This is a genomic window from Mesorhizobium sp. P160219, assembly GCF_057786095.1.
This window is the reverse complement of record NZ_JBYNWG010000001.1, coordinates 6,035,237-6,048,091: the sequence shown is the minus strand read 5'-3', so window position 1 is coordinate 6,048,091 and position 12,855 is coordinate 6,035,237. Positions and strand designations below refer to the sequence as shown.

Annotated in this window: 12 protein-coding genes and 1 pseudogene; 5 read left to right on the top strand and 8 right to left on the bottom strand. The window is 63.2% G+C overall.

Translation table 11 applies throughout. The annotated features are described in order from the left end of the window. Positions 1-2 precede the first annotated feature (2 nt). Together AC3EMP_RS29290 and AC3EMP_RS29285 are read left to right on the top strand one after the other, a co-directional pair. The gene (locus tag AC3EMP_RS29290; protein WP_023804785.1) at positions 3-779 is read left to right on the top strand and encodes an esterase family protein; all 777 of its coding nucleotides are present in this window, start codon (positions 3-5) and stop codon (positions 777-779) included. Further along, complete coding sequence (locus AC3EMP_RS29285; protein WP_031192978.1) at positions 779-1,093, top strand: nuclear transport factor 2 family protein; 315 nt, start codon at positions 779-781, stop codon at positions 1,091-1,093. Before AC3EMP_RS29290 ends, AC3EMP_RS29285 begins: the two co-directional genes overlap by 1 nt. A 10-nt stretch (positions 1,094-1,103) precedes the next feature. On the opposite strand, the gene AC3EMP_RS29280 is transcribed toward AC3EMP_RS29285, so the two are convergent. Next, entirely contained in the window at positions 1,104-2,639 is a 1,536-nt protein-coding gene (locus tag AC3EMP_RS29280; protein WP_352711324.1) for an MFS transporter, read from the bottom strand. A gap of 146 nt (positions 2,640-2,785) precedes the next feature. On the opposite strand from AC3EMP_RS29280, the gene AC3EMP_RS29275 reads away from it, so the two are divergent. After that, positions 2,786-3,682 carry a LysR family transcriptional regulator gene (locus tag AC3EMP_RS29275; RefSeq protein WP_352711327.1) on the top strand — a complete coding sequence of 299 codons (897 nt, stop codon included), beginning with the start codon at positions 2,786-2,788 and terminating at the stop codon, positions 3,680-3,682. Between the two features lie 151 nt (positions 3,683-3,833). Here AC3EMP_RS29275 and AC3EMP_RS29270 read toward each other — a convergent pair. The 5 genes and pseudogenes from AC3EMP_RS29270 to AC3EMP_RS29250 form a co-directional block, all read right to left on the bottom strand. Beyond that, positions 3,834-4,586, bottom strand: a pseudogene (locus AC3EMP_RS29270) (SDR family NAD(P)-dependent oxidoreductase). A gap of 45 nt (positions 4,587-4,631) precedes the next feature. Next, the gene (locus tag AC3EMP_RS29265) at positions 4,632-5,720 is read right to left on the bottom strand and encodes an AbrB family transcriptional regulator (protein ID WP_352711330.1); all 1,089 of its coding nucleotides are present in this window, start codon (positions 5,718-5,720) and stop codon (positions 4,632-4,634) included. Positions 5,721-5,800: 80 nt separating this feature from the next. Further along, the gene (locus AC3EMP_RS29260) at positions 5,801-6,109 is read right to left on the bottom strand and encodes a putative quinol monooxygenase (RefSeq protein ID WP_023686181.1); all 309 of its coding nucleotides are present in this window, start codon (positions 6,107-6,109) and stop codon (positions 5,801-5,803) included. Between the two features lie 79 nt (positions 6,110-6,188). Then, the gene (locus tag AC3EMP_RS29255) at positions 6,189-6,968 is read right to left on the bottom strand and encodes an SDR family NAD(P)-dependent oxidoreductase (protein ID WP_023686180.1); all 780 of its coding nucleotides are present in this window, start codon (positions 6,966-6,968) and stop codon (positions 6,189-6,191) included. 73 nt (positions 6,969-7,041) lie between these two features. Next, positions 7,042-7,470, bottom strand: coding sequence for a DsrE family protein (locus AC3EMP_RS29250; RefSeq protein WP_023686179.1), 429 nt, complete (start codon positions 7,468-7,470; stop codon positions 7,042-7,044). Positions 7,471-7,570: 100 nt separating this feature from the next. Between AC3EMP_RS29250 and AC3EMP_RS29245 the strand changes: the two genes are divergently transcribed. After that, positions 7,571-8,668, top strand: coding sequence for a hypothetical protein (locus AC3EMP_RS29245; RefSeq protein ID WP_352711333.1), 1,098 nt, complete (start codon positions 7,571-7,573; stop codon positions 8,666-8,668). Between the two features lie 28 nt (positions 8,669-8,696). Then, positions 8,697-9,401, top strand: coding sequence for a DUF4272 domain-containing protein (locus tag AC3EMP_RS29240; RefSeq protein ID WP_352711336.1), 705 nt, complete (start codon positions 8,697-8,699; stop codon positions 9,399-9,401). A gap of 251 nt (positions 9,402-9,652) precedes the next feature. On the opposite strand, the gene AC3EMP_RS29235 is transcribed toward AC3EMP_RS29240, so the two are convergent. Both AC3EMP_RS29235 and AC3EMP_RS29230 read right to left on the bottom strand, forming a co-directional pair. Then, positions 9,653-10,600: a cation diffusion facilitator family transporter gene (locus tag AC3EMP_RS29235; RefSeq protein ID WP_023683651.1), complete on the bottom strand. Its 948-nt coding sequence runs from the start codon at positions 10,598-10,600 to the stop codon at positions 9,653-9,655. A gap of 5 nt (positions 10,601-10,605) precedes the next feature. Next, on the bottom strand, positions 10,606-12,795 hold the full coding sequence (locus AC3EMP_RS29230) for an anthranilate synthase (protein ID WP_352711339.1): 2,190 nt from the start codon (positions 12,793-12,795) through the stop codon (positions 10,606-10,608). Positions 12,796-12,855: the final 60 nt, after the last annotated feature.

Sequence of the window (12,855 nt, the reverse complement as noted above, 5' to 3'; positions counted from 1 at the left end):
CGATGGACATCTCTTATCACAAGGGTTTCTCCGGCAATCTCGGCCGCGACATGGAATACAAGCGCTACGGCCATGCCGGCCGGCCGGTGGTGGTGTTCCCGACGTCGCAGGGGCGGTTCTACCAGTTCGAGGATTCCGGCGGGGTAGGAGCGCTGGCCGAATTCATCGACACCGGCCGCATCCAGCTGTTCGCGGTCGACGGCGTCGATTCGGAATCGTTCTTCAACAAGCATGCCGGCGCCGCCCACCGCATCGGTCGCCACGAGGCTTACTTCCGATATGTGCGCGAGGAGGCGCTGCCGGAGTTTCTGGCGACCGCTGAGCAAGCCAATGGCGGGCGCAAATTAAAGCCGCTGTTCACCGGCTGTTCGATGGGCGGTTATCATTCCACGAACTTCGTCTTTCGCTTTCCCGAACTCGCCAGCGGCGTCATCGCGCTGTCGGGCGTCTATTCGGCGGGCGACTTCTTCGGCAAGGCGCTGGAAGGTGATATCTTCTACAATTCACCGCTCGACTATCTGCCCGGCACCGTAGACCCAAAGCTGCTTGCCCGGCTGAAGTCGCTGAGGATGATCTTCTGCTGCGGGCAGGGCGCCTGGGAAGAGCGGATGCTGGTCGAGACCCGCAGGCTGGAACAGATCCTGCGCGACAAATCCATTCCCGCCTGGGTCGACTATTGGGGCGGCGATGTCAGTCATGACTGGCCATGGTGGCACAAGCAGCTGGTCTATTTCTTCGGCCGCTGGCTGGATGATGATCTGATGCACCGGCTCGATTGATGACCACACCCGAACCTATCCGCCGCTTTATCGAGGCCACCAATGCGGGTGATAGCGAAGCCGTTCTCCACACGTTCACAGCCGACGCGTCCCTGACCGACTGGGGGCGGTCCTTCCAAGGCCGCCAGCAGATCGCGCGCTGGAACCAGTCGGACAATATCGGCGTGAAGTCCAATCTTCGCATTGTCCGCATCGCCGAGGTCGAGGGCAGCTACCGCGTCCGCATTGCCGTGAAAGGCAATGGCTTCAACGGCGAGGGTGACATGACCTTCGTGCTGGACGGCCACCGCATAGCGAGCCTCGTCATCTCCTGACGCGGCTCAGCTACCCTTCCTGGCAAACCGGCAGAGCAATGGTCTCGTGTTCCACCGCCGATCCACGGCGCAAGCCGAGAAAGACGACAAGGGCGGTGACGATGGTGATTGCCGCCAGCACGATCAGCAGCCTGTCGAACGCGATCTCATAGGCCTGGACCAGGACCGTGGCTCCGGCACCCGGCAAGCGGGCTGCCGCTTCGCCGATGTTGCCGGTCACCAGCAGCTGCGCGGCGGCGGTTGCATCCAGGGAAGACGCCGTTCCCTGAGCCGCCAGTTGGGCTGCCGTGAAACCCGACAGGACTGCCATGACGATCGCCAGCGCCACGCCTTCGCAAGCGACGCGGGTGGTGTTGAAGATGCCGACCGCCATGCCGGCACGCTCTTTCGGCACGACGCCGACGGCAAGTCCGTCCATCAGCCCCCAGGGCAAGGCGATGCCGACGCCTATGAGGATCAGCGGCGCCACCAGCGCTGCGACGACAGGCGGTGTCAGGCTCAGCCAGACAAGGCCGCCGGCGGCCACAAGCAGGCCGACACCGCAGATCGTTGCCGGAGCGATCCAGCGCGCTACCTGGCCGGCGAGCAGTGGCAGGATCAACAGCGGTCCCGACAGGCAGATCATCAACTGCCCCCCCTTGATCTCGCTCATCCCCTCGATGCCGATGAAGCGGATCGGCAACAGCACCAGCAGGACGACGAAGCCATAGGCGGGAGCGGCCGCCAGGAACTGGACGCCGACGAAGCGGGGAAAGCGGAACAGCGAGAGATCGAGCATCGGCCGGCGCACGCGCCGCTCGACGACGACGAAAGCGGCAAAGCAAAGGGCGGCCGCCACGAGAAGCGCGATCACCAGGGGATCGGTCCAGCCGCTCTGCGGCGCTTGCAGCACGCCGTAGGTCAGCGATGCCAGCGCGATCGTAAAGGTGCCGGCTCCCGCCCAGTCGAGGCCGGTCGCATCCGGATCGCGCGATTCCCTGATGGTGCGCAGGCCGAGCAAAGCGGCTGCAATCGCGAGCACTGCCACCAAGACGAAGATCGATCGCCAGCCGAAAGCATCTATGAGCAGGCCCGACGCGATCGGCCCAAAAGCGAGGCCGATGCCGAAACTGGTGCCGAGGAAGGAGAAGGCGCGCAGCCGCAATGGCCCATCGAATTCCTGGGCAAGAGCGGAGGCGCCGCCGGCAAAGGCGGCGGCACTGCCGAGCCCTTGCGCAGCCCTGAGCACATCGAACCAGACGATATCAGGAGCAAACATCGATCCCAGCGATGCCAGCACATAGGTGGCGAGGCCAACAAGGAAGAGCCGCTTGCGGCCATGATTGTCGGCCAGCGCGCCTGATGCCATCAAGGTGGCGGCGAAGGTCAGCATGAAGGCGTTGGTCACCCAGTTGAGCGCGATCGGGCTGCCGCCGAGGTCGGCCGCAATGCGGGAAAGCGCGACGGCCGGGCCGGTGAAGGTCAAGGGCATTGTCATGGCGGCAAGGCATACCGACAACAGGACAAGCCATGGCGCGACCGCGCCGTTTGTGGTCTTCGGGGTCATAATTTTCCTATCTGAACCAGGATCCGCCGGCCTGCCGCAAGCTTGGTGCGCCGGTCGTAACGGGAAGATAGGCTCGCGACACTTCGAGAAAAATAGTGTTAAATCTCCAGATATACCGGACTGAAACGCTCGAATGGAGAGATGCGATGGAACGCCTCAATGGGCTCCTGGCCTTTGCCCGCACGGCTGAGTTCGGCAGCTTCATCGCTGCGGGCCGCACGCTCGGAATCTCGGCATCGGCCGTCGGCAAGAGCGTCGCCAGGCTCGAGCAGGATCTCGGCGTAAGGTTGCTTCAGCGCAGCACGCGCCGCATCGGCCTGACCGAAGAGGGCAAGCTGTTCAACGAGCGGGTGCGGCGCATCCTCGACGACATCGACGATGCCGAGGCGATGCTGTCGCGGAGCCGCGAAACACCGCATGGGCGGCTGCGCGTTTCGACGCCGATCGTGACCTATCATTTGCTGTTCCCGGCGCTGTCGGAGTTCATGGCGCGCTATCCCGAAATCGAACTCGACATCGACTTCAACGACCGCATCGTCGACCTCATCGACGAAGGCGTCGACATCGCGATCCGCAGCGGCGACCTGCCGGATTCGCGCCTGGTGGCGCGGCCGCTTGCACCCTTCCGGCTGCTGTTGTGTGCGGCACCCTCCTATATCGAGCAGCACGGCAACCCGAGCGGTCCGGACGATCTCGTGAACCATTACGGCATCCGCTTCCGCTTTCCCAACAGCGGCAAGCTGCAAGGCTGGCCGTTCATCGGCGGCAGCGCCGAGCCGCAGGTCCGCTCGATGCTGACCTGCAACAACACGGAGGCGCTGAAGGGCGCCACGATGGCCGGGCTCGGCATCAGCTCGATGCCCGATTTCCTGGTCCGCGAGGCGCTGCGTGACGGCCTGCTGCGCACGGTGCTGGACGACCATGTCGACGGCCGCGGCCAGTTCCGGTTGCTGTGGCCGTCCAATCGTCATTTGTCGCCGAAGGTTCGCGCCTTCGTCGATTTCCTTCCCGACCGGCTTGCCGCGACGCTGGGCGGCTCTTAGAGCATGATCCCAAAAAGTGGGTACCGGTTTTTGGAAAAGATCATGCTCCAACAAAGGGTTAGATCATGATGAAATTTCAACGAAATCTCATCATGATCTAGTCCTTCGCGGCGCCGACAGCGACGGCGACAGCAAGGAACAGCGACGCTTCTCAGTAGGTGGCGCGGCCGCCGGAGAGATCGAACGTTGCGCCGGTGGTGAAGGAATTTTCGTCCGATAGCATGAAGGCGATCATCGCAGCCGCCTCTTCGACTTCGACGAACCGGCCTCGCGGCACCTTGCCCAGCATGTAGGCGACCTGGGCCTCAGTGAGCTGTTCGAGGATGCGGGTGCGGGCGGGCGATGGGGTCAGCGCATTGACGGCGATGTCGTGGCCGGCCAACTCCTTACCGAGCGATTTTGTCAGCGCGAGCACGCCGGCCTTGGCGGCGGAATAGGCGGCGGCATTCGGATTGCCTTCCTTGCCTGCGACCGAGGCGATGTTGACGATGCGGCCGTAGCTGCGCGCGATCATGCCGGGCACCAGGCGCTTGCAGCAGTAGAAGACGCCGTTGAGGTCGATGTCGATTATCTGGCTTCAGGCGGCAGGATCATAATCCGCCACCGTCGCTGCCGGTCCGGCGATGCCGGCATTGTTTACCAGCAGATCGACCGGACCAAGCGAGCGCTCGGTTTCGGTCGCGGCGCTGTCGACGGCCTCCATCAGCGATTGATCGCACAGCAAACCCTCGACCCGGCCGAGCGGGGCGAGTTCGGAAACGGCCTTCGCCATGGCGGTCTCGTCCACATCCCAGAGGGCGACGCTGGCACCCGATGACAGCAGTCGCCGGGCGACGGCAAGGCCGATGCCTTGCGCGCCGCCGGTCACCACGGCGACCCGGCCTGAGAGATCGACGGCATTCACACGACGGTTCATGGGCACTTTTCCTCTTCCCTGCATATTTGAATCTCAGTCCCTGACGGCTCTCGCCACCAGCCGCGCTATGCTCGGCCCGGCGATGAGCACGACCAGGAAGCGGGCCGACTGCAAGGCCATGACGAAGGATATGTCGACGTTCTGCGCGGCGGCGGCAATGATGGCGACGCTGTCCATGCCGCCGGGGCTGGTCGCGAGATAGGCGGTCAGCGGATCGATACCAAGGACGTGGCTGATCAGCCAGGCTAGCCCGCCGCAAAAGGCGATCAGCACGACGATAGAGCCGACGATCTGCGGCAGCGCCCGTGTCGCATGGCGCAGGATCGCCCGGGTAAAGTTCAGCCCTATCGACCAGCCGACCATCGCATAGGAGAGCGCCAGCAGCCATGGCGGCAATTGCATCGCCGCGCCGAAGCCGAGATGGACTATGGTGCCAAAGATGAAAGTGCCGAGGAAGAAGGGTGACGGCAGCCGGCACAACCGGCCAAGCAGGCCGCCGACCAGCGCCACGCCGAGCGTGGCGGCAAAGGCTGCCGGTTCGATCGGCGGGAACCAGACGATGGCTGGTACCTCGATGCCCGAAGTGTCGACCCACATCTTGGCGACGAGTGCTGCCGTCATCGAGACGAAGATGACGCGCAGATACTGCATGAAGGCGACGAGGCGCTGATCGGCGCCGAAGGCACCGGCCATCAGCACCATGGCAGTGGCAGCACCCGGCGACGAGCCCCAGACCGCGGTGGTGCCGGGCAGGATGCGCCAGCGGCTGATCAACCAGCCAAGCAGGCTGGACGCCGCAAGGGTCGCCAACACCACGACAAGGACCAGCGGCCATTCCTTGTAGAACACCGAAAAAATGTTGGTGGAGATCGACGCCGCGACCAGACAGCCGACCAAGGCCTGGGCGGCGGCGAACAGCGGCCGCGGCACGCGCACCGTGGCGCCATTGGTGCCGGCAAGGATCGCCGCCAACATCGGGCCGATCAGCAGCGCCGCCGGCAGTGCGGCGTATTCCAGCGCGCCGGCGAACAGCAGCGAGACGATCAGCAGCACCAGCCACTGCCGAACCGGACGCATGCGCGCCATGCGTTCGACGGCCGGTTGGTCTGGCGAAGAGTCCATGTTTGGGTCTTAGACCTGGAAGAGAAAAATGCGAACGCTGTCTCGGACGAAATTCACGACCCCGACCCCGCGTTGGGATGTCACTCGTTCTTGATGGCGGGCAGGCCGAAACCGCCGGCCGGATGGGTCTCGACCTGGAATTCGAAGCCGGCGATGATCGGCCGGGCCTTGGCGATCGCTGCCTGGACCTCCGGCAGCTGCAGCGAAGCCTTGTGGCTTGCGGCGTCGGTCCACACTTCGGTCACCCAGATCGCGTCGGCATCGGCCGGGTCGCGGGCGATGACATAACTCAGGCAACCCGGCATGGCGCCGGTCGAGGCGAGCAGCACATCCATGATCGCGTCGCGCTGGCCGCGCGACGCCCGCATCTTTCCGATCAATCCGTACATTGCCTCTCCCCTTTCTTCCAACCTCAGCAAACGTGCGCACGACATGCATGGTTGCGAGACGCAGTATGCAATTGCCGGCTCACGGCATCAACTGGCCACCGTTCACCTCGATCACCTGGCCGGTGATGTAACCACTCAGGAGATCGGAGGACAGGAAGAGATAGGCGCCGACGCAGTCTTCGGCCGTGCCGGCACGCCCTTGAGGAATGGTGGCGACCATGCCCTTCATCTGCTCGTCGGTGGAATAGCGCTCATGGAAGGGTGTCGCGATGGTGCCCGGCGCCACCGCGTTGACGCGGATGCCGAAGCCGATCAGTTCCTTGGCCATGCCGCGCGTCACATTGGAGACAAAGGCCTTGGCCGAACCGTACAGCCCGGCGCCGCCGCCAGCGCCATTGCGCGCCGCGATCGACGAGGTGTTGACGATGAAGCCGCCCTGCTTCTTCAGCCATGGCATCGCCTTGCGCGAGGCCGTCAGCACCGAGCGGGCGTTGAGGTCCATCACCGCGTCGTAGTGCGCCTCGGTCTGCTCCGCATAAGGTACGCGGCCGAGCATGCCGCCGGCATTGTTGATCAGCCCGTCGAGCCGCCCGAATGTTTCGGCGCTCTCCTCGACTACCCGCTCGACATCGGCTGCCTGTGAGAAGTCGCCCTGTGTCAGGAACACCTCACCGCCGCTGTCGCGGATGTTTTTGGCCAGCGTTTCTGCGGCCTCCCGGCTCGAATTGTAGTGCAGGGCGACCCGGCATTTCTGGGCGGCGTAGGCCAGTGCAAGGGCGGCACCGATGCCGGTCGAAGCGCCGGTGACCAGCACCGCCTTGCCGGCAAGATCGGGGATGACGAGGGTGGTCGCGGTCATGAGCACTTTCCTTCGGGCTGTTTGGCCACCCTTCGTAGGCTCTCATGGCCTTCACGTTCAAGCCCGTGGCGGCTCAGGGCCGGAGATAGGCGTAGCCCTGGCGCTGCAGTTCGGCGAGCTTGACGACGCCGCCCTTGTCGGCGGCGTGGAAGCCCTCGAGCAGGTCGGCAAGCGTGATCTCCATGCCTTGCATGGTGTTGCCGCAGGCATGCGGCTCAAGGCCCTGCTGGACAAGGCCGGCAAAGCGTCCCGAGATCGCCGCCGATATGCCTTTCGACTTGAAGCCGGCGAGGGCCGGACCATGCACGACCAACACGATGTCGACATTGCCGCCGGTGCCTTCATAGTGGTTCTTGATGTTGCCGAGCACGAAGTTGACCTTATCGAGGTCGCTGAGGTGATAGGCGACCTTCGGTCTGTCTTCAGCGGCGGCGGCCCGGCTCAGCCCGAACAGGCCGGCGGCACCGGCAAGGCTGGCCCGGAACATGTCGCGTCGACGCATGGCATCCTCTCGGCTTGGCGCTCCCCGCAAATTGCGTGGCTGCGGCCATGATACTAGCATAGATTCACGTTACGTCCTGTCGATGCGAGGAGGGGGTCACATGGCGTTCAGGAAGTGGAAGGTTGTTGCCAGCGCTGGATTTGGCGCCGTGCTGCTCGGCGCGCTTGCGGGTTCGGCCGCGGCCGACGATGTGCTTAAATTACCCGAACTCAGCCCGAATGGCGCCGATGCCTGTTTCGGCCGCGTCTATGATGCGGCGCACCTCAAGGCGCATCCAAAGCAGAAGGTGGCGCGGATCTTCTTCCTCTATGGCCATGATCCGGTGAGCCATCCGAACGAGGAGCCGATGGCAAACGCCGACACCTCCTACAACGGTTTTCTCACCACCATGGTGCGCGGCGCCAAGGCGCCGCAATGGGCCGGCGGCTGGTGCAATCACGAGTCCGAGGACGGCAAGTCAGGTCCGATCCGCTGCGGCATGGACTGCGACCGCACCATGGCGTCGCTGAAGCTCGATGACAAAGGCCGCCTGATCCTCACCGATGTTTCGTCCGATCTCTATCTCGACGCCGGATCGGAAGACGAACTGGGCGAGGCTGAATATGATCGGCAGGCGCTGGGCTCGGAGGACGACAATTTCCGCCTCGACCCGATGCCGGCGGCAACCTGCAAGGCCGAATTCGCCAAGATCGATCCGATCGATCCGGCGCTGGGTGCGCCGTTGCGCGAGCGGCTGAAGCCGGACCAGCCTTTCTGCTTCGGACGCGATTACGATGCCGCGCACCTGAGCTCTCATCCCGACCAGCTGACGCAGTCGATCCGGGTCTTCCGCGGACCGGTCGAGCTTGCCTCCTTCGCCTCAGGCGGCGATGTCACAAATTGGCCCGACGGCGCAGACATCGCGGTTTCGGTGACCACCAGGAAGAACGGGACGAAGGTCACGCAGACCTATTCCTGCCAGGGCGAAGCGGATCAATGGCGCTGCGCGGCCAGTTCGAAGATGAGCAATTTTTCCTGCGATATCGCGCAAAAGGAAATCTTCCTCAAGCGCGGCGCCAACGGCACCATGATGCTCGCCAATCCCAACAGCAGCCTGGCGATCGTCGATTTGTGCTCGAAGACGGCGGATGGCAAGACGAAGTCGGACGACAAGGTTTACCGGTTGGAGGCCATGCCGCAGTCGGCGTGTGCGCCTTAGTCACTTTAGCAGCCATTTGGAAATGAATATGATGCGTCGCAGCTTTCTTGGTTTTCTGACTTCCTTGGCTTTCATCGGTTCCGCCAACGCTGAAGGCGAGGCTGAGGCTCGCAAGGCGGCCTCAACAGCACAGTTGAAGAAGGAGGGCGTGCCGTTCATCGACCATTTGCCGACGATCGAAACCGCAGCCGAAAGTCGGCGACGAACGAAGGACGAGGTGGTTAAACGCGCCATCGCACTGGTGATCGTGGCCGTCACAGCGGAGACCAATGATCGAAATCTTTTAAGCAACTTGATCAGCCAGTTTGGAGCCGAAGGGTTTTTTACGCCCAAAGAGCAAGCGTTTGTCGGTAACCCCGTTGCAACCGAGCAAGATCGCGCAAATTTTAGCTGGCGCTATGAAGGGGCTTTCGTGATGTTGTGGGCGTTGCAAGTCTTCAAAAACCTTGGGCGTCCAGACAAGCCTTGCGATGTGTCGCGTATGGTTTCGGTGTTGCGTGACCTCGACACGGAAGGGCTGCTCAAGCGGGCCAATTTGCGCCCGCAAAGCGAGCTTCTCGATGCTGCCGATCTGATCTATCGGTACAATTGGGCTGTGATGGATGCGCGGGTGAATGGGAAAGCCGCGCCGGCAGGATTGGAACGAGACGTGGTTGTCGAACGTCATTACGCGCTCAATTGGCTGATTGGGTATATGGGGCAGGAATGGGATGACATCTCGACCGACACATGATGAGCCGATCGCAAGCGGGTGCTACCTTGGATCGGACTTCGCTTGCCGAGTTTGGATTTGACGAACTTAGACGGTTCGCCTGACTACGCTTTGCCGAGGCCGGCGCGCGCTTGAGCAGCAGGCGCTGCCTGATTTGGAGGCAATCAACGCCTGGATGTAGCCATTGGCGGGCTACCCCACATGGCGGTAATGGCGCAATCGATCCGGCGAGGTCGGCAGATCCTCGCCCGGATGATGCCCTGAGTTTTTCCTCAAGCAAACGGCACAGCAGTGGTGCCTTTCGGCAGCTTCGCCTCGTCGTCGGGCTCGACATGGATGGTGACGCGCACCGAGGGGATTTCGGCCTTCAGCGCGTCCTCGATGCGGTCGCAAATGACGTGGCTGGCGCCGACCGTCATGTCGGCGTCGACGACCAGGTGGAACTCGATGAAGGTGGCGCGGCCGGCGATGCGGGTCTTGAGGTCATGAACCTCCAGCGCGCCCTTGCAATTGGCCGAGATGATGTCGCGAATGTGCATGTGTTCGGTCGTGTCCACTGCGCGGTCCATCAGCCCGTTCATCGACGAGCCGATGACGTGCCAGCCCTGCCACAGGATGTTGAGCGCGACGATGACGGCAAGCGCCGGATCAAGGATCTGCCAACCGGTCAGGATAGCGCCGACGAGGCCGCCGAAGACGCCGACCGAGGTCACGACGTCGGTCATGATGTGCCGGCCGTCGGCGACCAGCGCCGGTGATTTTGCGCTGCGCCCGGCGCGGATCAGCGTCCAGGCCCAGAAGGCGTTGATGACGGTGGCGACGCCGTTGATCGCCAAGCCCTCCCAGGGTTGTTCGAGCGGGGTCGGCGTCTGCCAGGAGCGCCAGACCTCGTTGAGGATCAAAAGCGCGGCGAGCACGATCAGCACGCCTTCCAGCACCGCCGAAAAATACTCGGCCTTGTGGTGGCCGAACGGATGGTCCTGGTCGGCCGGCTTGTAGCTGACCAGGACCGCCCAATAGGCGGCGGCCGAGGCTATGACGTTGACGATCGATTCCAATGCGTCCGAATAGAGCGCAACGGAGCCGGTGACGTACCAGGCGGCAAGCTTGAGCGCGAGCACCACGCAGGCGATGACAATCGACCAGAAGGCAAGGCTGGCGATCCTTTGCCTGGCCGCTGCTTTCGCTGCGATCGCCGCCATGTTGTCCGTTGCCGCCATCGTTTCTAAGCGGCCTTTTCCTTGGCCTTGCGCGGCAGATGCGCAACGATGTTTTCGATGATGCGCATGCCGGCATTGTGGCCGAGCGTCATGATCGATTCCGGATGGAACTGGACGGCGGCGATCGGCTCCTTGCGGTGTTCGAAGGCCATGATGATGCCATCCTCGGTCTCGGCGGTGACGATGAAATCGTCGGGCAGCCGCACCGGATCGGCAAAGATCGAGTGGTAGCGGCCGACGGTCACTTCCTTGGGCAGGCCGGAGAAGATGATTCCGGGCTTGGAGACGCGGATGCGCGACGGCTTGCCGTGCATCGGCACGTGCAACTGCCTGAGTTCGCCGCCATAGGCCTCGGCCAGCGCCTGCAGGCCAAGGCAGACACCGAAGATCGGCAGGTCGCGGGCGCGGGCGTTCTTGATGGTCGCGGCGCAGTCGAAATCCTTCGGCGTGCCCGGTCCGGGCGACAGCACGACGAGATCGGGCTTCAGCCGTTCGAAGACTTCTTCCGGCACCGGCGAACGCACGGTCGAGACATTGGCACCGGTCTGGCGGAAATAGTTGGCCAGTGTGTGGACAAAGGAGTCTTCGTGGTCGACGAGCAGGATGTTGACGCCGTCGCCGACGCGCGCGGTGGTGCGTTCGGCGCCTGCGGCATTGCCCAATTTGGCATCGCGAATGGCGGAGAGCATGGCGGATGCCTTCAGTTCGGTTTCGGCTTCTTCTTCCTCGGGGATGCTGTCGAAGAGCAACGTGGCGCCTGCTCGCACCTCGGCAATGCCGTCCTTGATGCGGATGGTGCGGAGCGTCAGGCCGGTGTTCATGTCGCCGTTGAAATTGACCATGCCGATGGCGCCGCCATACCAGGCTCGCGGGCTCTTTTCGTTCTGCTCGATGAAGCGCATGGCCCACAGTTTCGGCGCGCCGGTGACGGTGACCGCCCAGGCATGCGACAGGAAGGCGTCGAAGGCATCCATGCCTTCGCGCAGGCGCCCTTCGATGTGATCGACGGTGTGGATCAGGCGTGAATACATCTCGATCTGGCGGCGGCCGATGACGCGCACCGAGCCCGGATCGCAGACCCTTGACTTGTCGTTGCGGTCGACGTCCGAGCACATGGTCAGCTCGGATTCATCCTTCTTGGAATTGAGCAGCTTCAGGATCTGCTCGCTGTCGGAAATGGCGTCGTCGCCGCGCTTGATGGTGCCGGAGATCGGGCAGGTCTCTACGCGGCGGCCGTTGACGCGCACGAACATTTCGGGCGAGGCGCCGATCAGATACTCGTTTTCGCCGAGATTGATGAAGAAGGAATAGGGCGACGGGTTGATCGACTTCAGCTTGCGCGAGATTTCGGAAGGCTGCGTCTCGCAGCGTTCGTAGAACATCTGCCCGGGCACGACCTCGAACAGGTCGCCGCGCTTGAAACTATCCATCGCCTTGCGCACCAGATTGGCGTATTCGCCAGGCTCATGGTCGCCGCGCGGCGGGATGCGGTCGGCGGTCTTGAACGGCTCGGAGATCTCGTCACGCGGCAGGCCTTCTGTCGAAAAACCGTCGCCGGAATAGTCGTAACGGTCGGTCCAGGCCTTGGTCGAATAATGGTCGACGACCAGGATCTCGTCGGGCAGGAACAGGACCAGGTCGCGCTGGCTCTGTTTGCGCTCGAGCTTGTAATCGACCGGATCGAACTGGAAGGCGAGGTCATAGCCGAAAGCGCCGTAGAGGCCGAGATTGGCGTCTTCCTCGGTCTTGAACAGAGCGGTGATGGCGCGCAGCACAGTAAACACAGAGGGGACGCGGCTGCGCTCTTCCTCTGTGAAGACGCGGCCGGGCTTGGCGACATCGAGGCGGATCAGCTTTTTCGAGGTTTCAGCAATCGTCACCTCGGCAACGCCGGCCAGCGTCTTGCCGATCACCGGCAGCAGCACTTCGCCACGGCCGTTCAGCGCCTCGATGCGCATGGCGCGGCCACGCGCGGAAATCACCAGCGGCGGATCGATGATGGCCGTATCCCAGCGTGTGTAGCGGCCCGGATATTCGTAATTCGAGGAAAACACCGCACCCCGGCGCGAGTTCAAGCCGTCGACATAAGCGTCGATGGCACCGGCGTAAGGCTTGTCGTGGCGTTCGCGGGTGATGGTGACACCACCTGCGGTCACGAAGCTTTCCGCGCCGTTTTCCAGAGCCTTGATCGTCATTGCCGTCTCCATATGGCTTGTTGGGCAACGGACCCGGGACTGGCTTTGAAAAACAAATGG